The organism is Massilia sp. KIM (assembly GCF_002007115.1).
GTDB lineage: Bacteria > Pseudomonadota > Gammaproteobacteria > Burkholderiales > Burkholderiaceae_D > Telluria.
Window position 1 is genome coordinate 739,859 of the sequence record NZ_MVAD01000002.1, and the last position, 20,790, is coordinate 760,648.

At 67.2% G+C, this 20,790-nt stretch carries 11 protein-coding genes; 8 read left to right on the forward strand and 3 right to left on the reverse strand.

The genetic code is table 11. The annotated features are described in order from the left end of the window. Window positions 1–19 precede the first annotated feature (19 nt). Window positions 20–2,917: an esterase gene (locus B0920_RS18000; protein ID WP_078034027.1), complete on the reverse strand. Its 2,898-nt coding sequence runs from the start codon at window positions 2,915–2,917 to the stop codon at window positions 20–22. Then, window positions 2,914–4,755 (reverse strand): glycoside hydrolase family 13 protein, encoded by a 1,842-nt coding sequence (locus B0920_RS18005; protein ID WP_078034463.1) that lies wholly within the window; start codon window positions 4,753–4,755, stop codon window positions 2,914–2,916. The genes B0920_RS18000 and B0920_RS18005 overlap by 4 nt, the downstream gene beginning before the upstream one ends. Window positions 4,756–5,359: 604 nt before the next feature. On the opposite strand from B0920_RS18005, the gene B0920_RS18010 reads away from it, so the two are divergent. From B0920_RS18010 to B0920_RS18025, 4 genes are all read left to right on the forward strand, one after another. Beyond that, complete coding sequence (locus tag B0920_RS18010) at window positions 5,360–8,110, forward strand: TonB-dependent receptor (protein WP_229455727.1); 2,751 nt, start codon at window positions 5,360–5,362, stop codon at window positions 8,108–8,110. An 88-nt stretch (window positions 8,111–8,198) separates the two neighbouring features. After that, entirely contained in the window at window positions 8,199–9,710 is a 1,512-nt protein-coding gene (locus B0920_RS18015) for a tryptophan halogenase family protein (protein WP_078034029.1), read from the forward strand. A 203-nt stretch (window positions 9,711–9,913) separates the two neighbouring features. After that, window positions 9,914–11,518: a murein L,D-transpeptidase gene (locus tag B0920_RS18020; RefSeq protein ID WP_143745828.1), complete on the forward strand. Its 1,605-nt coding sequence runs from the start codon at window positions 9,914–9,916 to the stop codon at window positions 11,516–11,518. A 135-nt stretch (window positions 11,519–11,653) separates the two neighbouring features. Then, a complete protein-coding gene (locus B0920_RS18025) occupies window positions 11,654–13,453 on the forward strand; it encodes a DEAD/DEAH box helicase (RefSeq protein WP_078034031.1) in 1,800 nt (599 codons plus the stop codon). Window positions 13,454–13,719: 266 nt separating this feature from the next. Here B0920_RS18025 and B0920_RS18030 read toward each other — a convergent pair whose 3' ends face one another. Next, the gene (locus B0920_RS18030; RefSeq protein ID WP_229455733.1) at window positions 13,720–14,574 is read right to left on the reverse strand and encodes an alpha/beta hydrolase; all 855 of its coding nucleotides are present in this window, start codon (window positions 14,572–14,574) and stop codon (window positions 13,720–13,722) included. A gap of 275 nt (window positions 14,575–14,849) precedes the next feature. On the opposite strand from B0920_RS18030, the gene B0920_RS18035 reads away from it, so the two are divergent. The 4 genes from B0920_RS18035 to B0920_RS18050 all read left to right on the forward strand — a co-directional run bounded on the left by B0920_RS18035 (window position 14,850) and on the right by B0920_RS18050 (window position 20,747). Next, window positions 14,850–16,187 carry an MFS transporter gene (locus tag B0920_RS18035; protein WP_078034033.1) on the forward strand — a complete coding sequence of 446 codons (1,338 nt, stop codon included), beginning with the start codon at window positions 14,850–14,852 and terminating at the stop codon, window positions 16,185–16,187. Window positions 16,188–16,276: 89 nt separating this feature from the next. Then, window positions 16,277–17,908, forward strand: coding sequence for an alpha-D-glucose phosphate-specific phosphoglucomutase (locus B0920_RS18040; RefSeq protein WP_078034034.1), 1,632 nt, complete (start codon window positions 16,277–16,279; stop codon window positions 17,906–17,908). Between the two features lie 41 nt (window positions 17,909–17,949). Further along, window positions 17,950–19,638 carry an alpha-amylase family glycosyl hydrolase gene (locus B0920_RS18045; RefSeq protein WP_078034035.1) on the forward strand — a complete coding sequence of 563 codons (1,689 nt, stop codon included), beginning with the start codon at window positions 17,950–17,952 and terminating at the stop codon, window positions 19,636–19,638. 83 nt (window positions 19,639–19,721) lie between these two features. Continuing rightward, window positions 19,722–20,747, forward strand: coding sequence for an alpha/beta fold hydrolase (locus tag B0920_RS18050; RefSeq protein WP_078034036.1), 1,026 nt, complete (start codon window positions 19,722–19,724; stop codon window positions 20,745–20,747). The last annotated feature ends 43 nt before the right edge of the window (window positions 20,748–20,790 follow it).

Sequence of the window (20,790 nt, forward strand, 5' to 3'; positions counted from 1 at the left end):
GGCTTTGCCGCGCCGACCATCAGCGCACCCTGAGCAGGCGCAGGCCGTAGATGTCGAAGCGGTTCGACGGTCCTTCCACCCCACCCGCCGCGCTGAAGCTGCGGTTGCTCTCCAGGTAGCTCATGTTGTAGAAGTCGCTCAGCTCGACGCGGTAGCTGCCGGCCGCCAGGCGGGCGGCGAGCGGCGTCGAATAGACCGTCGGCGTATTGGTCTTGGCCAGCGGGGCGTGCGGCAACTGCACCACGCCCTGGGCCACCAGCTTGCCGCGGGCATCCTTCACCGTCATCCACTTCACGCCGCCGCTGATGCCCAGGTTCACCTGGTTGGCGCTGTTGTGGTAGCGGACCTGCACCTGGTAGTTGCCCGGCTGGGTCACGCGGATGGCGTCGACGGCGAAGCGGTCGTCCGGCTTGCCCCAGCCGGCCAGGTGGGGCTCGGCGAAGCGCGCGCTCGGTGCGCTGGGCTTGAGGTTCGCGCTCACCCGCTTGTCGGTCACGGCGATCGCGATGCCGGCATCCACGCAGCGCGGGATGCTGTGATGGCTGCGGTTGCCGGAGTCGGCGAAGCGGGCCTCGACCGCGTAGCAGGCGGTCGGGCTGGAGGCCGTGTCGAGCCAGTTGCCTGCCGCGAGATCGCGCGCCACTGGCTTGCCGTCGCGGTAGACGGTGTAGCGCACTTCGCCCGCGCCGCCGCCGTCGAACTGCAGGCTGGCGCGCCCGCTCTCGTACTTGAGCACGGTGATGGCCGGGTCGCGCGGGCCGAAGGTGGCGCTCGATTCCACATAGGGGTCGGCGCTCACGCGGCGCAGCGCCGCCTGGGCCGGCACCAGCTTGCCCAGCACGATCTCGATCTGGTTGTTGTCCGCCAGCTCGGCCAGGCGGACGCTGTCGCCGGCCGGCTTGCCGTTCACCAGGATTCGTTCGACCGCATAGTGGCCGTCTTCCTTGGTCGCATCGGGCAGCCGTAGGGGCAGGTCGATGCGGCGGCCGTGCAGGCGCAGTTCGTGCAAGGCGATCTCCGGCGCAGCGCCGAACATCTCGCGGCGCAGCTTGGCCGTCACGAAGGGACGCAGGGTAATGCCGTCGTCGCTGGCGGCGACGCCGAACACGCCTTCGACCACCATGCCCAGGTAGGCGCCCACGGACCACAGCTGGCGTTTGGAGTTGATGACCGGTCCGATCAGGTTCGGGTTCTTCTCGTCCAGCAGCAGCGGCTGTCCGGACAGCCACTCGAGGTTCTCCATGTTCGACATGTTGAGCGCGGCGCCGCGCATCAGGGAGTCGTAGGCGGCGTCGGCGGCCGGCGCGTTGCCGGCCTTGGCCGCCGCGCGCAGGCCGTAGGCGGTGACGAAGGGCCACAGGGCGCGGTTGTGGTAGACCGGCATGCCCTGCTGCTGGGGCCAGATCACCGGCGCGCCCATCGGGCCGTGCGGGTAGCGCGTCAGGATGCTGCGCGCGCGCTCGGGGTCGGCCACGCCGGTGAGGATGGCGAGCGACTGGCCGAGCCAGTCGAACTTGTGCATCGGCGCGCCATCGAAGTGGGCGGCGGTGAGGCTCGAATACATGCCGGCGTCGTCCAGCCACAGCTGGCTGTTGATGGCGCGCTTGAGCTGGGCGGCCCAGTCCTCGTAGCGCCGGGCGCGCGCGCTGTCGCCGCTGTCGCGCGCCAGGCGCGCGGTCAGGCGCAGGGCCTGGTAGTGGCCGACGTTGGTCGACAGCGCCTTGCTGCTGGCCATGGAGGCGAGGTCGGACGGAATCCAGGACGCGTAGGTCTGGTCGCGCCAGTCGAGGAAGGATTGCTCGCCGGTGTACAGGCCGGCAACCGGGTCGAAGGCGGCGATGCGGTCGTTCTCGACGGTATTCACCAGGGCCTTGAAGGCCTGCCGGGCGAAGGCCGGGCGCTCGGCGGCGGGCAGTGTGCGCAGCACTTCCTCGGCCGCGAACGCCCAGGTGATGCGGTCGGTGCTGACCGGCCAGCTGCCGCCGCTGCCGGTGTCCTGCACGATCTGCAGGCCGTCGGCGCTGCCGGCCACCTGCGGCGCCTTGCCCACGCCTTCGCGCCAGCCGGAGAGCTTGAACAGCAGCGAGTTGCGCACCCGCTGCGGGTCGAGCAGGGCCAGGCCCAGGTCGGCCGCATAGGACAGGTCGCGGGTCCACACGTAATGCCACTTCTCGCCGGTCTCGAAGCATTCGCAGGGCACCGGCTGGCCGCCGTTGTAGTTGCCGTCCTTGATCTGGCTGACCGAATCCAGGCGCATCTCGGCGCCGGCCAGGGCGAACAGGGCGTCGAAGGCCAGGTTGCCGCTGCGCACGCGCGGCAGGCCGGGCTGCTCGCTGTATTCGCTGAACTGCGGACCAGGGTCGCGCAGGCTCATGGTGGTCGAGTGGGCGTAGCGGCGCAGCTCCGCCTTCGGGTCCGGGGTGGAGAAGCGCGCGGTCTCCTGCTTGCCGTCCCAGGTCGGCCAGGTGAGGGCGGCCACGGCCTCGCGGCCCGCGTGCGGGTCCGGCGCCTTGCCGGCCTGGGCGTCCTCGAGGCGCACGACGCGCAGCCTGGGCGCCTTCGGATCGCTGGTGTCGACGGTGAAGCGGTAGGTGCCGGTGCTGCGCACGAACAGGTAGTCCTCGGCGCCCGCCTCGGTCTCCAGCGTGTAGGCCGTGCCCGGGGCGACGGTCACGCTCTTGGCGGGATCGACCACCCACTCGGCGCTCCAGTCGCGGCTGCCGACCTTGAAGGCGTGGTTGCCGGGGCTGACCAGGATGTCGGCCTGGTAGACGCCCTTGCCCTGGTGGACCAGGGCGTTGTCGGTGCCCCAGCCGTTGAAGGCGCCGCGGATAAACAGTTCACGCGGTGCCCCGTCCTGGGCGGAGGCGCCGGCGCAGGCCAGCAGGACCGCCAGGGAAATCGCGGCCCGCTTCATTGCAGCTCCAGGACCAGGCTGGCCTTGGCCGGCAGGCGCAGTTCGCTGCGCAGGTCGAAGGTCTTGCCGCTCAGGACGTCCTTGCCCGAGGCGACGCCGGACAGCATCTCGCGGAAGCGATCGACGTCCAGCACCATCTCCTTCGGATTGTTGTTGAAGGCGACCAGCACTTTCTTGCTGCCGTCGTAGCGGAAGTAGACGTAGGTGTTGTCGCGCGGGCCGTAGTGCATCAGCTTGCCGTGGTGGATGACGGGCTGGCCCTTGCGCCAGTTGACCAGCTTGCGCACGAACTCCTGGGCCTCGCGCTGGCGCGCGGTGAGGCCCTTGCCGGCGAAGGCGTCGATCCTGTCGCCGGCCCAGCCGCCGGGGAAGTCGCTGCGGTAGCTGATGTCGTTGCGCTCCTTGGTGGCGCTGGTCATCAGGATCTCGTCGCCCACGTAGAACTGCGGAATGCGCGGCATGGTCATGATGAACACCAGGTCCATCTTGTACTTGTCGAGGTCTTCGCCCACCACGCTGTAGATGCGCGACATGTCGTGGTTGTCGGCGAACAGGACCAGGTTGCCCGGCTCCGGGTAGAGATAGTCGAGCGAGAGCGTCTCGTAGACTTCGTTGAAGACGTTGCGGCCTTCCTTGTCGGCCAGGGCGTTGCGCATCGCTTCCGACAGCGGGAAGTCCATCAGGCTCGGGGTGGAGGCGGTGTAGCCGTCGAAGTTCTGCTTGCCGCGCTGCCAGCGCGCCACCACCGGCACCTTGGTGCTCCATTCCTCGCCCACCAGGTTGAGCTTCGGGTATTCCTGCATCAGGCGCTTGGTGTACTGGCTCAGGAAGGCGCCGTCGGAATAGCCGAAGGTGTCGATGCGCAGGCCCGACAGGCCGGCGTACTCGATCCACCAGATGTTGTTCTGGATGAGGTAATTCGCCACCAGCGGGTTGGACTGGTTCAGGTCCGGCATGCTCTGCACGAACCAGCCGCGGGTGAAGTTGTCGCTGTCTTCCTGCGAGGCGTAGGGATCCTGGACCGCGGTGCGGTGGTGCTGGGTGGGCACGAACTTGCCGTAGTTGACCCAGTCAGGCGTCGGCAGGTCCTTCATCCACCAGTGGTGGCTGCCGATGTGGGACAGCACAACGTCCTGGATGATGCCGATGCCGCGCTGCTTCGCTTCGCGCGACAGGCGCACGAAGTCTTCGTTGCTGCCGTAGCGCGGGTCGATCCGGTAATGGTCGGTGGCCGCGTAGCCGTGGTAGGAGTAGCTCGGCATGTTGTTCTCGACCAGGGGTGTGGGCCAGAGCTGGGTGAAGCCGAGGCCGGCGATGTAGTCGAGCTTTCCGATGATGCCGGCGATGTCGCCGCCGTGGCGCCCGCCGCCGTTCTTGCGGTCGCCCTTTTCCAGCATGTCGGGCGTGCTGTCGTTGGACGGGTCGCCGTTGGCGAAGCGGTCCGGCATGATCTGGTAGATCGCGTCCTTGCTGGAGAAGCCGGCGCGATTGGCCGAACCCGGTTCGCGCGCCAGCAGGCGGTAGTTGTAGCTCGCGCTGCGGCCGCCGGCGCCGGCGAAGCGGATCTCGAAGCTGCCGGGGCGGGCGTCCGCACCCACGACCAGGTCGATGAACAGGTAGTTCTTGTTCGGCACCCGGGTCACCGAGGCGATGCGCACGCCGGGGTAGGACAGGCTGGGCTCGAGCTCGGCGATACGCTCGCCATGGACCATCAGCTGCAATTCCTTGTGCTGCATGCCGGCCCACCAGAACGGCGGTTCCATATGGGCGATGGCGGAAGTCTGGGCGTGGGCGGCGAAGGAAGCGCCGAGGAGGAGGCTGGCGAGGACGTGTCTCATGATCATTGGGGCGTCCATGCCGCCCGCATGCCTGTCCGTAGTCAGACTACAGACCAGGAGGACATGCCGCTGCGGAGAAGAGCGCCTGTGGTTGTTGTGTTGTAAGGAGAATACACGAGAAATCCTGGCGTTTCCAAACCGGTTCATCTAGTCAAAGTACATGTTAGCGCTAAAGTCTAGACAAGTGACGACCTTTCCAATGCCGACTGGCGGCTTCAGGCGCACCAAGGCGGTGCAAAACGGTGTCAAAATGCAACGAAAAAGTGCGTTTGTAGTCGTACTACAGACGTCTGTACGGCTCGCTGTAGCCCAAATACAACGGGGATGCCCCTGAAATACGGCGAATCTGTGAAAAACATGCCATTATCGTAGCGACAAGCAACTCGCGTTGACAGTGCATCTAGTTTTAATACAATATCGTACTTAGAACTGAAGTAAGCGTTCGCCGGACGTTGCCGTGTCTCAGAGTCGCGTGTAGTTTCCGGAAACAACAATTATTGGTCTGATCAGTGAGGGGACAATGAAGATTTTCGCAACCAAGCGTGCCGCCAAGCCGGCCCGTCTCGCATTCCAGCTGAGCCCAGTCGCCGCAGGCTGCGCTGTCATGATGATGTCCGCGTTCGCGGGTCAGGTGCACGCGCAAGCTACCTCGGGCGGTGAGGGCGGCACCGGCGCCTCGACGTCGCCGATTTCCACCGTGACCGTGACCGGTATCCGTTCGGGTATCGAAGCCGCGATCTCGGTCAAGCGCAATTCCAGCTCCATCGTCGAAGCCATCTCGGCCGAAGACATCGGCAAGCTGCCGGACACCACCGTGGCCGAGTCGATCGCCCGCCTGCCGGGTGTGACCGCCCAGCGCTCGCGCGGCAACGGCCGTGCTTCCGACGTGTCCGTGCGCGGCCTGTCGCCGAGCTTCAACGGCACCCTGCTCAACGGCCGTGAAATGGCTTCCACCGGCAACGCCCGCAGCCCCGAGTTCGACCTGTTCCCGGCCGAACTGATGGGTGGCGTGGTCATCTATAAAACCCCGGACGCGAGCGTCATCGGCCAGGGCCTGGCAGCGACCATCGACCTCAAGACCGTGCAGCCGCTGGACTTCAGCAAGCGCGTGCTGGCCGCCAGCTACAAGAAGAGCCGCATCGGCGTGCGCAGCAAGGGCGAAGAGGGCGATGGCAAGCGCTACACCTTCTCCTACATCGACCAGTTCGCGGACCGCACCATCGGTATCGCCCTGGGCCTGACCAAGTACGACGAAACCGGCGGCGAGCAGCGCAAGTTCGACGCCTGGGGCGGCTACACCGAGCGCCTGCCGTACAACGGCCAGAACGTGCTGGTGCCGGGCGGCTTCACCGCCGACACCGAAGTCGCATCGGAAAAGCGTGACGGCGCCTTCGCCAGCCTGCAGTTCCGTCCGAACAAGAACTTCCGTTCGACCGTCGACCTGTTCTACTCGGCCGGCGAGCGCGGCCTGAAGAAGACCGGCCTGGAAGGCGCGATCGGCGGCAACACCTCGGGCCAGTACGACCCGGCCGGCGTGCTGCAGAACGTCGTGGTGCAGAACGGCGTCGCCACCAGCGGCACCCTGACCAACTACAAGGGCGTGGTGCGTAACCACATCGAAGCCTCGGACGACGACCTCAAGACCGTCGGCTGGAAGAACGAGCTCAAGCTCGGCGACTGGAGCACCACCGCCGACCTGACCTGGTCCAAGGCGACCAAGCTCAGCTCGCGCTACGAAACCACCGCCGGCCTGCCGGGCAATGCCACCTCCCTGGACACCATTTCCTGGACCGGCTTCAACGGCGGTAACTTCACCGACGTCGTGTACAAGACCGGCCTGAACTACGCCGATCGCGGCGTGGCGCGCCTGACCGACGTCAACGGCTGGTCGGGTGGCGTGACCTCGCCCCAGGCTGGCTACCTGGCCCAGCCCTATGTCGAAGACGAACTGAAGGCCATCCGCCTGAACGCCAAGCGTTCGCTGGACTGGGGCCATGTGTCGGGCGTGCAGTTCGGCTACAACTTCACCGAGCGTGAAAAGTCGCGCACCGGCGAGGAAGGCCGTCTCGTGATCAAGGGCGGCGACCCGTTCGGCGCCGTTCCCGTGCCGGGCAGCGCCACCGCGACCGCCGGCACCACCGGCCTGCAGGTGGTTTCCTGGAACCCGCTGGGCTCGCTGGGCAGCGTCTACGACCTGGCCGAGAAGGTCGACGCCGACATCCTGGCCAAGTTCTGGGACGTCAAGGAAAAGGTCCACACCCTCTACGCCATGGGCGAACTGGACGGTAACCTGTTCGGCATCGACTACCGCGGTAACTTCGGTTCGCAGTTCGTCCACAGCGACCAGACCGGCGGCGGCTACACCGTTTCGCGTGGCAACTGCACCGGCAACACCGCTGCAACCTGCCCGTCGGAACGCACCGAAGGCAGCACCGACTACTGGGATGTCCTGCCGAGCCTGAACCTGTCCTTCGACCTGAAGAACGACCAGCTGCTGCGCGTCGGCGTGGCCAAGGTCCTGTCGCGCGCCAACCTGGACGACCTGCGCGGCAGCCGCGACTTCTCGGTCAACAACAGCGTCGCCAATCCGATCCTGAACGGTTCGGGCGGCAATCCGGAGCTCAAGCCCTTCAAGGCCAAGTCCTTCGACCTGTCGTATGAGAAGTACTTCGGCAAGAAGGGTTATGTCAGCGTGGCCGGCTTCTACAAGAAGCTCGACACCTACATCCTGCGCGTGCCGCGCGCCTTCGACTTCGCGCCGTACATCACCGCGACGACCCCGCTGCCGACCACCGGCCAGTTCGCCGGCTCGACCCAGGGCCTGCTGACCCAGCCGGTCAATGGCGACGGCGGCAGCCTGCGCGGCTACGAGCTGGCCCTGAACATCCCGCTCGACCTGGTCACGCCTTACCTGGACGGCTTCGGTATCCTGGCCAACCACTCGGACACCCGTTCGAAGATCACGCTGCCGGCCTTCGGCTTCGCCAACGTGCAGTCGCCGGCAACCACGATCCCGCTGCCGGGCCTGTCGCGCAAGGTCAGCAACCTGCGCCTGTACTACGAGAAGAACGGCTTCCAGATCGCCGCCGCAGCGCGCAAGCGTTCGGACTTCCTGGGCCAGGTGTCCGACTTCCAGGACAACCAGCAGCTGACCTTCATCAAGGGTGAGACCATCGTCGACTTCCAGGTCTCGTACGAGTTCCAGAAGGGTTACCTGAAGGGCCTGTCGCTGTTCGCCCAGGCACAGAACTGGAACAACGCGCCTTACCAGGAGTTCACCGAAAGCTCGGACTCGGTGACCCGCCGCATCGAGTACGGCCGTACCTACCAGTTCGGCGCCAGCTACAAGTTCTGATCCCGGTTAGGACTACAATGCAACCCCTGACGGCTCGCGCCTCAGGGGTTGTTTTTCTTCCGGGCCCCCATTTGGACAAGACATCAACATGCATAACCAGGCAATCAAGGACATCGTCATCGTCGGCGGCGGCACCGCCGGCTGGATGACCGCGGCCGCGCTCTCGACCGTACTCAATGGCCGCTACAACATCCGGCTGGTCGAATCCGACGAGATCGGGATCGTCGGCGTGGGCGAGGCCACCATTCCCATGATCCAGCGCTTCAACCGCGTGGTCGGGATCGACGAGAACGAATTCATGCGCGAGACCATGGGCAGCTTCAAGCTCGGCATCGAGTTCGTGAACTGGGGCCGGCTGGGCGAACGCTACATGCACGGCTTCGGGCGCCTGGGCCAGGACCTGGCCACGGTGCGCTTCGAGCAGTACTGGCAGAAGATGCGCCTGGCCGGCAAGGCCGCGCCGCTCGAGGAATACTCGATCACGCGCATGGCCGCCAGGGCCAACCGCTTCATGCCGCCGCGCTTCGACGTGCCGAATTCGCCGCTGGGCGACATCACCTACGCCTACCACTTCGACGCCAGCCTGTACGCCAAGTACCTGCGCAAGCTGTCCGAGGCGCGCGGCGTGACCCGCATCGAAGGCAAGATCACGCGCGTGACCCGGCGCGAGCCGGACGGCCACGTCGACGCGGTCGAGCTGGAGAACGGCGCGCGGGTGGAAGGGGAGCTCTTCATCGACTGCTCGGGCTTCCGCGGCCTGCTGATCGAGCAGGCCCTGGAGACCGGCTACGAGGACTGGACCCACTGGCTGCCGGCCGACCGCGCGCTGGCCGTGCCCAGCGAATCGGCGCCCGGCATCACGCCCTATACCCGCGCCACGGCGCACCGCTCGGGCTGGCAGTGGCGCATCCCGCTGCAGCACCGCACCGGCAACGGCCACGTCTACTGCAGCCGCTTCATCAGCGACGACGAAGCCGCCGCCACCCTGCTGGCCAACCTGGACGGCAAGGCCCTGGCCGAGCCGCGCCTGATCCAGTTCCAGACCGGGATGCGCAAGCTGGCCTGGAACCGCAACGTGGTCGCGGTCGGCCTGTCGAGCGGCTTCCTCGAGCCGCTGGAGTCGACCAGCATCCACCTGATCCAGTCGACCATCCAGCGCCTGATCGACTTCTTCCCGGACCGCGGCTGGAGCGCGGTCGACCGCGACGAGTTCAACCGCCAGACGCGCTTCGACTACGAGCGCATCCGCGACTTCATCATCCTGCACTACCACCTCAACCAGCGCACCGATTCGCCCTACTGGCTGGAGTGCGCCAACATGGCGATTCCGGACACCCTGCGCCAGAAGATGGACATGTACCGTACCCACGGCCGCGTGGTGCGGGTCGACAACGAGCTGTTCTCGGAGGTCGGCTGGGTGCAGGTGTTCGAAGGGCAGAACATGCCGGTCGAGGGCTATCACCCGCTGGTGGACACGCAGTCGGAAGAGGACATCGCCGAGTATCTGGACGGGGTGCGGGGCGTGATCGCCAAGTGCGTGGGCGTGATGCCTTCGCATGACGAATACATTGCGAAGCACTGCGCGGCAAGGAAGATGTAAGATCGGGCCTGTGTGGCCATGCTGACCCCGTTGGCCTATGCGGCCATGCCAGCATTCCGTCGTCCCCGCGTAGGCGGGGACCCAAGTTAAGCGCTGTGGTGGCGCATAATAACTTGGGTCCCCGCCTGCGCGGGGACGACGTTTTGAGGACGGCTGATATGGTCGACAGCCGGGTGCCGCGTTTTTGTCAGAAGGGGAAAACCTTGGTAAGTCGCCTGTTGCTCTGCCTGTCCCTGGCCTTGACGCTGCTCTCGCCCGCCGCCGGCGCGCAAACCATCCGCGAACTCGCCGCCCAGGCCGCCAACACCCACTGGCGCGCCACCGGCCCCTACGACGAACGCGGCTGGCTCGACCGCTTCTACGCCCCACGCAACTACACCCCCGCCTGGACCCCGCGCAGCGCCGCCGCCGCCCTGGCCCTGCTCGAACGCGCCCCGGAACACGGCCTCGACCCGCACGAGTACGGCACGACCGAACTGGCGCGTCTCTTGCACGCCGGCTCCGCCGAGGCCGCGCGCCTGGACGTGGCCCTGAGCGCCGCCATGCTGCACTTCCTGGCCGACCTGCGCGTGGGCCGCGTGCGCTCCGAATACCATACCCGCCAGCCCGACCCGCGCCTGCGCCAGTTCGACCCGGTTGAGCGCCTGCGCGCCGCGCTCGCATCGAACACCCTGGACGCCGCCTTGCACGCGGCCCAGCCGCCGATCCAGCTCTACGAACGGGTGCGCAAGGCGCTGGCCCACTACCGCGAACTGGCGCGCCAGCCGCTGCCGGCCCTGCCGCGCCCGCCGGGCGCCAAGCTGACGCCCGGCGAAGCCTATGCCGGCGCGCGCGCCCTGCACGAGCGCCTGGTGCTGCTGGGCGACCTCGCGCCCGGCGCGCCCTACAGCGAGGGCATCTACGACGAACGCCTGGCCGAAGGCCTGCGCCGCTTCCAGGCCCGCCACGGCCTGCAGGACGACGGCATCATCGGCAGCGCGACCCTGGCCGCGCTCGACGTGCCGCTGGCGCGCCGCGTGCGCCAGCTCGAACTGAGCCTGGAGCGCCTGCGCTGGCTGCCCGACTTCCCGACCGGCCCGCTGGTCGCGGTCAACCTCCCGTCCTACCGCCTGTGGGCCTTCGGCGCCGACCGCAACGCCACGCCGCTCGAGATGCGGGTGGTGGTCGGCACCGCGGTCAAGACCCCGACCCCGCTCTTCATCGGCCAGCTGCGCTACGTCGAGTTCAACCCCTACTGGAACGTCCCGCGCAGCATCACGCTCAAGGAAATCCTGCCCAAGATAGCCCACGACCCGGGCTACCTGGAGCGCAACGACATGGAGATCGTCGGCGCGCCGGCCGGGACTGACGCAATGGAAGCCCTGCGCGCCGGCAAGGCGCGCCTGCGCCAGCGCCCCGGCCCCAAGAACGCGCTCGGCGCGGTCAAGTTCGCGCTGCCCAACCCGATGGACATCTACCTGCACTCGACTCCGGCGCGCGAACTGTTCCAGCGCTCGCGGCGCGACCTGAGCCACGGCTGCATCCGGGTCGAGAACCCGGCCGCCCTGGCCCAGTTCGTGCTGGCCGCCGACCCGCGCTGGGATGCCGACAGCGTCCAGGAAGCCCTGCTGCCGGGGCCGATGCGCCGCGTCGACCTCAAGGCGCCGATCCCGGTCGTGATCTTCTACGCCACCGCCGTGGTCGACCTCGAGGGCGGGGTGCGCTTCGCCCCTGACATCTACAACCGCGATCCCGGATTGGAACAGGCGCTGGCGCCCCACGCCGGCGCCCAGTCCGGGCGCCTGAACGGGACCGCGCGCGCCCGCTAGGCAGAAAAACTGTCGTTTTTGGGGGTGACAGGGCATTTCATTGCGGAATCACCATGCGTGGATGGCTAAATTCTCCCCGCACCGCTGGCCCGAGCGAGTAAACTGTCGCTTTAGTACCAGTTTAGAAAGTCATCCATGTCCGACACCCCCCTCCCGACGTTTTCCGACCTCAATATTTCGGCGCCTGTGCTGAAGGCGCTGAAGGAGGTCGGCTACGAGACGCCGTCGCCGATCCAGGCCGCCACGATCCCGCTGCTGCTGGCCAACCGCGACGTGCTCGGGCAGGCCCAGACCGGCACCGGCAAGACCGCGGCCTTCGCGCTGCCCATCCTCTCGCGCATCGACATCAAGCAGGCCACGCCCCAGGCGCTGGTGCTGGCGCCCACGCGCGAGCTGGCGATCCAGGTGGCCGAGGCCTTCCAGAGCTACGCGTCCCACATCAAGGGCTTCCATGTGCTGCCGATCTATGGCGGCCAGAGCTACGGCCCACAACTGTCGGCGCTGCGCCGCGGCGTGCACGTAGTGGTGGGCACCCCGGGCCGCGTGATCGACCACATCGAGAAGGGTTCGCTCGACCTGGCCGAACTGAAGACCCTGGTGCTGGACGAAGCCGACGAGATGCTGCGCATGGGCTTCATCGACGACGTCGAGCACATCCTGCAGCAGACCCCGGAAACGCGCCAGACCACGCTGTTCTCGGCCACCATGCCGCCGCAGATCAAGCGCATCGCCAAGACCTACCTGCGCGATCCGGCCGAGGTGACGGTGGCGGCCAAGACCGGCACGGCCGAGAACATCACCCAGCGCTACTGGCTGGTGGCGGGCATGCACAAGCTCGACGCGCTGACCCGCATCCTGGAAGCCGAGCCTTTCGACGGCATGATCATCTTCTCGCGCACCAAGCTGGGCACCGAGGAACTGGCGTCCAAGCTGCAGGCGCGCGGCTTCGCTGCCACCGCCATCAACGGCGACATGGCCCAGCAACAGCGCGAGCGCACCATCGAGCAGCTCAAGAACGGCAAGATCGACATCCTGGTGGCGACCGACGTGGCGGCGCGCGGGCTGGACGTGGACCGCATCAGCCACGTGATCAACTACGACGTGCCCTCGGACCCCGAGAGCTACACCCACCGCATCGGCCGCACCGGCCGCGCCGGCCGCAGCGGCGAGGCGATCCTGTTCATCACCCCGCGCGAGCGCGGCCTGCTCAAGGCGATCGAGCGCGCCACCCGCCAGCCGGTGGCGCCGCTGACCCTGCCGACCGTGAAGCAGGTGAACGAGGTGCGCATCGCGCGCTTCAAGGACCAGATCCGCACCACCCTGGCCGAGGGCGGGCTGGACGTGTTCCGTTCGCTGATCGAGGACATCGAGCGCGAGGACAACGTGCCGGCGGTGGACGTTGCCGCCGCGCTGGCCAAGCTGGCGCGCGGCGACGAGCCGCTGCTGCTGCAGAAGCCCGATCGCGAGCCGCGTCCTGAACGCGCCGAAGCCGCGCCCCGTCAGGAGTGGGAAGAGCGTCCGGCGCGTCCGCTGCGCGAGCCGGGCTTCAAGAAGGAGCGCGTGGCGCGCGAGCCGGAGCCGGGCATGGCGACCTACCGCATCGAAGTCGGCTACGTGCACGGCGCCAAGCCGGGCAACATCGTCGGCGCGATCGCCAACGAGGCCGGCATTCCGTCCAAGCTGATCGGCCGCATCGAGATCTACGACGACTATTCGACGCTCGACCTGCCGGACGACATGACGCCTGAACTGGTGCAGCACCTGAAGGGCGTGTGGGTGGCGGGCCGCCAGCTGCAGATCACCCGCGACGGCGAGGAAGCGCCGGCGGAAGCGCCGAAGAAGAGCTTCGCGAAGAAGGGCCTGGAACGGCGCCTGGCCGAGAAGCCGGCCGCCAAGAAACCGCACCGTAAGGGCGCGGCGCCGAAAGGGGAGTGAGGCGGCGGGGTTTGGTGCGCCGCTTCGGCGGCGTCAAACGCGTCGCGCCTGCGGCGCCGAATACATGCTGCCTGCGGCGTCGAATACACCGCAAACGCCAACCCACTCCGCCCTCAACCAACGTCGTTCCCGCGGAGGCGGGAACCCAAGTCCGTAGCGCACCGCCAGCATCAAGCGTGAGCGGTGACGCGAGCAAACTTGGGTTCCCGCCTTCGCGGGAACGACGTGCTGAGGACGCAGGTCTAGGGTAGGCTGCGTTCTACTTGCTACTTGCTGCTCGCCACCTTGTTCGCTTCCGGCGCATACATCCACAGCAGCGCCTCGCGCAGCTCGCCGGCCCAGAACTTCTCGTTGTGCTCCGCGCCCGGCACGATCCTGAGCACGCTGTTGGCCGCCGGATGCCCGGTCCCGCCCACGACCTTCGCCATCTTCTTCACACCGGACACCATCTCCGGCCCTTCCTTCTCCCCCATCAGGAAGTACAGGCGCGCATCCTTGGGCGTCGGCTTGGCCGTGACGAACTTGTACACCGGTTCCGCCGTCCAGTAGGCCGGCGAGAACACGCCCGCCTTGCTGAACACCTCCGGATACTGCACCAGCGCGTAGTGCGAGGCCAGTCCGCCCATCGAGCTGCCCATGATCGCGGTGTGCTCGCGCCCGGGCAGGGTGCGGTACTTGCCGTCGACGTAAGGCTTGAGCACCTTGACGATGAAGTCGGTGTACTGCCGGCCTTCTCCCTTCCCGATGCGCGCGTTGTCCCAGGCATTCAGCTCGGTCATGCGCTTCTCCTGGCCGTTGTCGATACCGACCACGATCAGTTCCAGCTTGCCTTCCCTGGCCAGGGCGTCGAGCGTCTCGTCCACCTTCCATTCGCCGGCATAGGCCGTGGCCTCGTCGAACAGGTTCTGGCCGTCGTGCATGTAGAGCACCGGATAGCGCTTGCCCGAGTTCGCATAACCCGGCGGCAGATAGACGCGGATCTGCCGCTTGCGCTGCAGGGCAGGCATCTCGAGCTCGCCGAGCAGGCTCACGCCGGGCAGGGCGGTCGAGGCCTTGGGCGGCTCGGGCTTGTCGGCCGCTTGCAGGGGCGCGGCTGTAGTCGCGCATACCAGGGTCAGCAACGCTAGCCGCCTGATAGGGGAGGGAAGTGGGCGCATTTGTGTCTCCTGAGTCATGTCGTTTATGTTGTTTGACTACACAAGCGAAGCCATCAGCCCGTTGTGTGGCGTCGATTCTACTATGACAGCTCTTCGATTGACACTCTGAAACCACCATGTTATTTTGCTACAGATACGCTGCCCAGGCCCTGGCTCGGACAGCCCCGCCTTCAACTTAAGCACTTCGCACCGCACAAAGAGAGCCCGGCGCACCGCTCCGGGCCAGATTGGGGACATACATGGATATGCAAACCGGCGTGCTCAAGCCACGCCTGTCGTTCTGGCAGCTGTGGAACATGAGCTTCGGCTTCTTCGGCATCCAGTTCGGCTTCGCCCTGCAGAACGCCAACACCAGCCGCATCTTTTCCACGCTGGGCGCCAACCCCGACGACCTGGCCCTATTCTGGCTGGCCGCCCCGGTCACCGGCCTGCTGGTGCAGCCCATCATCGGCTACCTGAGCGACAACACCTGGCACGCGAAGTGGGGGCGGCGCCGTCCCTTCTTCTTCATCGGCGCGGTGCTGGCCGCGATCGCCCTGTTCCTGATGCCGAACTCCGCCGCCCTGTGGATGGCGGTGGCCGTGCTGTGGCTGATGGACGCCGCGATCAACATCTCGATGGAGCCCTTCCGCGCCTTCGTCGGCGACAAGCTCGACACCTCGCAGCAGACCGCCGGCTACGCGATGCAGACCTTCTTCATCGGCTGCGGTGCGGTGATCGCCTCGCTCCTGCCGACCATCTTCGAAGCCATGGGCGTCTCCAACGCCACCGTGAACGGCAGCATCCCCGACACCGTGCGCTATTCCTTCTACGCCGGCGGCGCGGTGTTCTTCCTGGCCGTGACCTGGACCGTGCTCACCGCCGACGAACTGCCGCCGCCCGACCTCGACAGCTTCCGCAAGGAACGCCAGCAGTCGCGCGGCCTGGGCAAGGCCGTGGCCGAGATCTTCGGCGGCTTCGCCAAGATGCCACCCACCATGGTGCAACTGGCCTTCGTGCAGTTCTTCACCTGGATCGCGCTGTTCTCGATGTGGATCTACACTGGCAGCGCCATCGCCGACAACGTCTACGGCACCACCGACGCCCAGTCGACCGCCTACCAGGACGCCGGCTCCTACGTCGGCATCATGTTCGCCGTCTACAGCGGCGTTTCGGCCCTGGCCGCCTTCATCCTGCCGGTGTTCGCCCGCGCCACCAGCCGCAAGATCGTGCACGCCGTCTGCCTGGCGATCGGCGGCCTGAGCCTGGGCAGCATCTTCCTGATCCACGACAAGCAGGCCCTGATGATCCCGATGATCGGCGTCGGCCTGGCCTGGGCCTCGATCCTGACCATGCCCTACGCCATCCTGGCCGGTTCGCTGCCGGCCAAGCGCATGGGCTATTTCATGGGCCTGTTCAACTTCTTCGTCGTGATCCCGCAGATCGTCAGCGGCCTGCTGCTGGGCTTCATCACCAAGCATTTCTTCGCCGGCCACACGGTCAAGACCCTGATGCTGGGCGGCGCCTGCATGGTGATCGCGGCGGTGCTGACCCTGTTCGTGACCGACAAGGCGGGGCCGGTGAAGGCGAAAGCCTAAACCCCGCGCCACCATTTTTGCGACTGTCGTATTTTAACGTTTTGGCAACACCTCCATGTTGCACCACGTTTCAATCACAGGAGCGAAGCATGAGCATCCAGACCGTCGCGACCAGGCCGTTCGCCGGGCAGCGCCCCGGCACCTCGGGCCTGCGCAAGAAAGTCACCGAGTTCCAGCAGCCCGGTTACCTCGAGAATTTTGTTGAAGCAATCTTCCTGACCATCGGCGGGGGCGCCGGCCGCACCCTGGTGGTCGGCGGCGACGGCCGCTACTTCAACCGCGAAGCGGTCCAGACCATCCTGCGCATGGCGGCCGCCCACGGCGTCGAGCGCGTGCTGGTGGGGCGCGGCGGCATCCTGTCGACGCCCGCCGCCAGCTGCGTCATCCGCAAGCACGCCGCCCACGGCGGCATCCTGCTCTCGGCCAGCCACAACCCCGGCGGCCCGGACGGCGACTTCGGCATCAAGTACAACATCGAGAACGGCGGCCCGGCGCCCGAGAAGATCACCGAGGCGATCTTCGCCCACACCCAGGCGCTCACGTCCTACCGCATCAGCGACGCGCCCGCGCTCGACATCGACGTGCTCGGGACCAGCCGTATCGAGAACACCGTGGTCGAGGTGATCGACCCGGTGGCCGACTACGCCGCGCTGATGGGGCGCCTGTTCGACTTCGAGGCCATCCGCGCCCTGTTCGCGGGCGGCTTCACGATGCGCTTCGACGCCATGCACGCCGTCTCCGGCCCGTATGCGAAGACCATCATCGAAGATATGCTGGGCGCGCCTGCCGGCACCGTCATCAACGGCGAGCCGCGCGAGGATTTCGGCGGCCACCACCCCGATCCCAACCCGGTCAACGCGGCCGAGCTGATCGCGCTGATGAACGGCCCCGGCGCGCCGGACTTCGGCGCCGCCTCGGACGGCGACGGCGACCGCAACATGATCGTCGGACGCGGCATCGCGGTCACGCCCTCGGACTCGCTGGCCATCATCGCGGCCAACGCCACCCTGGCCCCGGGCTACGCCGGCGGCATCAAGGGCATCGCGCGCTCCATGCCCACCTCCACCGCCGCCGACCGCGTGGCCGAGGCCCTCGGCATCTCCTGCTTCGAGACCCCGACCGGCTGGAAGTACTTCGGCAACCTGATGGACGCCAACCTGGTCACCCTGTGCGGCGAGGAGAGCTACGGCACCGGCTCGCACCACATCCGCGAGAAGGACGGCCTGTGGGCGGTGCTGTTCTGGCTGAACCTGCTGGCGGCGACGCGCAAGCCGGTAGCGCAGATCGTGGGCGAGCACTGGGCGCGCTTCGGCCGCAACTACTATTCGCGCCACGACTACGAGGCGGTCGACGCCGCCGCCGCCGACGGCATGATGACGGCCCTGCGCGAGCGCCTGCCCGAGCTGGCCGGCCGGACCCTCGACGGCCACCAGGTGGCCGAGGCCGACGACTTCGAATACAACGACCCGGTCGACGGCTCGGTCTCCACCCGCCAGGGCATCCGCATCATCATGCGCGACGGCTCGCGCATCGTGTTCCGCCTGTCGGGCACCGGCACCGAAGGCGCCACCATCCGCCTCTACCTGGAACGCTACGAACCCGATCCCGCGCGCCACGATCTCGACACCCAGGAGGCGCTGGCCTCGCTGGCCGCGGTCGCCGACGACATCTCCGGCCTGCGCGAGCGCACCGGACGCGACAGGCCAACGGTCGTCACCTGACCGCTCACCCGCTTGAACCACCACCAACCACAGGAACCCGCATGAAACTTCCCGCTCTTGCCGCCTCCATGCTGCTCGCCTTCGGCGCCGTCCACGCGCCGCTCGCCGCCGCCCAGGCCCCTGCCGCCCCCCAGGCGGCGGGCAAGCCCTTCGTCTGGGAGAACGCGACCGTCTACTTCCTGCTGACGGACCGCTTCAACAACGGCAATCCGGGCAACGACGGCGCCTACGGGCGCAAGCAGGACGCGGCCAAGCTGCGCGGTTTCATGGGCGGCGACCTGGCCGGCATCACGGCCAAGATCCGCGAGGGCTACTTCCAGAAGCTGGGCGTGAACGCGATCTGGATCACGCCCCCGGTCGAGCAGATCCACGGCTCGACCGACGAAGGCACCGGCAAGAGCTACGGCTTCCACGGCTACTGGGCCAAGGACTTCACGGCCGTGGACGCGGCCCTCGGCACCGAGGACGACGTGCGCACCTTGGTCGACACCGCGCACGCCAACGGCATCCGCGTGGTGCTGGACGTGGTGATGAACCACATCGGCCCGGTGACCGAGCAGGACCCGGTGTGGCCCGCGTCCTGGGTGCGCACCGGTCCCAAGTGCACCTTCAAGGATGCCAAGACGACCCAGGACTGCACCCTGGTCGACAACCTGCCGGATATCCTCACCCATAGCAACGCCCCGGTCGAGCTGCCGCCCCAGCTGGTGGCCAAGTGGAAGAAGGAAGGACGCTACGAGCGCGAGGTGAAGGAACTGGACGAGTTCTTCAAGCGCACCGGCTACCCGCGCGCGCCGCGCTTCTACCTGGTCAAGTGGCACGCCGACTGGGTGCGCAAGTACGGCTTCGACGGCTTCCGCGCCGACACCGTCAAGCACACGGAAGCCAGCGTGTGGAAGGAACTCAAGAAGGAAGCCAGCCTGGCCTTCGAGGACTGGAAGAAGGCCAATCCGTCCAAGCGCCTGGGCGACCAGCCGTTCTGGATGGTGTCCGAGGTCTACAACTACTCGATCCGCCACGGCCACAAGTTCGACCTGGGCGGCGGCGACACGGCCGACTACCTGGTCAACGGCTTCGACAGCATGATCAACTTCAGCATGAAGAGCGACGCCACCGAGGGCTACGAAAAGCTGTTCTCCAGCTATTCGAAGATCCTGCACGGCGACATGAAGGGGTATTCGGTGCTGAACTACCTCAGCTCGCACGACGACGGCAGCCCCTTCGACGCGCTGCGCGAGCGCCCCTACGAGTCGGCCAACAAGCTGCTCCTGGCCCCGGGCGCGGCCCAGATCTACTACGGCGACGAGAGCGCGCGCCTGCTCAAGATCGAGGGCGCGGTCGGCGACGCCACCCTGCGCTCCTTCATGAACTGGGACGAGCTGGCCGCCAACGCCCAGCGCGGCACGGCGCGCGTGGCCGAGGTGCAGGACCACTGGGCGCGCCTGGGCCGCTTCCGCGCCGCCCACCCGGCGGTGGGCGCGGGCGTGCACCAGATGATCCACCACAGCCCCTACACCTTCAAGCGCACCTGGCAGAAGGACGGCGTGAGCGACCGCGTGGTGGTGGCGCTCGACCTGCCGGGCGACAAGGCGGTGGCGATTCCCGTGAGCGGCGTGTTCAACGACGGCCAGACCGTGCGCGACTGGTACTCGGGCAAGACCGCCGTGGTCAAGGGCGGCAAGGTGCAGTTCGACAGCCGCAGCCCGGTGGCGCTGATCGCCCAGGACTGAACAGGCGTGGCGGGGCAGGGCGGCGAATTCGGCTAGACTGGCCGTATTCTTCACCTTCCCCCGTCCACCTTGCCCCGACCGCCATGCCTGCATCGACCCGCGCACTGTCCTTCATGCGGAGCGCCGTTCTCGGCGCCGCCTTCGCTTCCCTCCTGCTGCCCGCCCAGGCGCAGGAGGAACCCGTCTACGGCCCCGAACTAGAGGGCTTCGCCTATCCGGAACCCACGCAGCAGTACCGCTTCCGCTCCCAGGGCCAGGACCTGCAAATGACCTACCTGGACGTCAAGCCGGCCAAGCCCAACGGCCGCGCGGTCGTCCTCCTGCACGGCAAGAACTTCTGCGGCGCGACCTGGGCCGGGACCATCAAGGCGCTGTCTCAGGCCGGCTACCGGGTGGTGGCCCCGGACCAGATCGGCTTCTGCAAGTCGACCAAGCCGGCGCACTACCAGTACAGCTTCCAGCAACTGGCCGACAACACGCGCGCCCTCCTGGAATCCATCGGCATCAAGAAGGCCATCGTCATGGGCCACTCGACCGGCGGCATGCTGGCGGTGCGCTACGGCCTGATGTTCCCGCAGCAGACCGAGCAGCTGGTGCTGGTCAATCCGATCGGGCTGGAAGACTGGAAGGCGCTGGGCGTGCCTTCGCTGGGCGTGGACAAGTGGTATCAGCGCGAGCTGCAGACCACGGCCGAGCGCATCCGCGACTACGAGAAGGCGACCTATTACGTCAACCAGTGGAAGCCCGAGTACGAGCCCTGGGTGCAGATGCTGGCCGGGATGTACCGCGGGCCGGGCAAGCAGATCGTCGCCTGGAACTCGGCGCTGCTGTACGACATGATCTATACCCAGCCGGTGGTGTACGAGTTCCCGCAGATCGCGATGCCGACCCTGCTCCTGATCGGGCTGAAGGACACGACCGCGATCGGGAAGGATGCGGCACCCGAGGCGATCCGTCCGAAGCTGGGCAATTATCCCGAGCTGGCCAGGCGCACGGCGAAGGCGATTCCGGGCTCGACCCTGGTGAGCTTCCCCGAGCTGGGGCATGCGCCGCAGATGCAGGACCCGGAAGCCTTCCACCAGGCGCTGCTCAAGGGCCTGCTGCGCTGAGCGGCCGGCGGCGGCATGCGCCGCCCCTCTCAGGACGAACGGT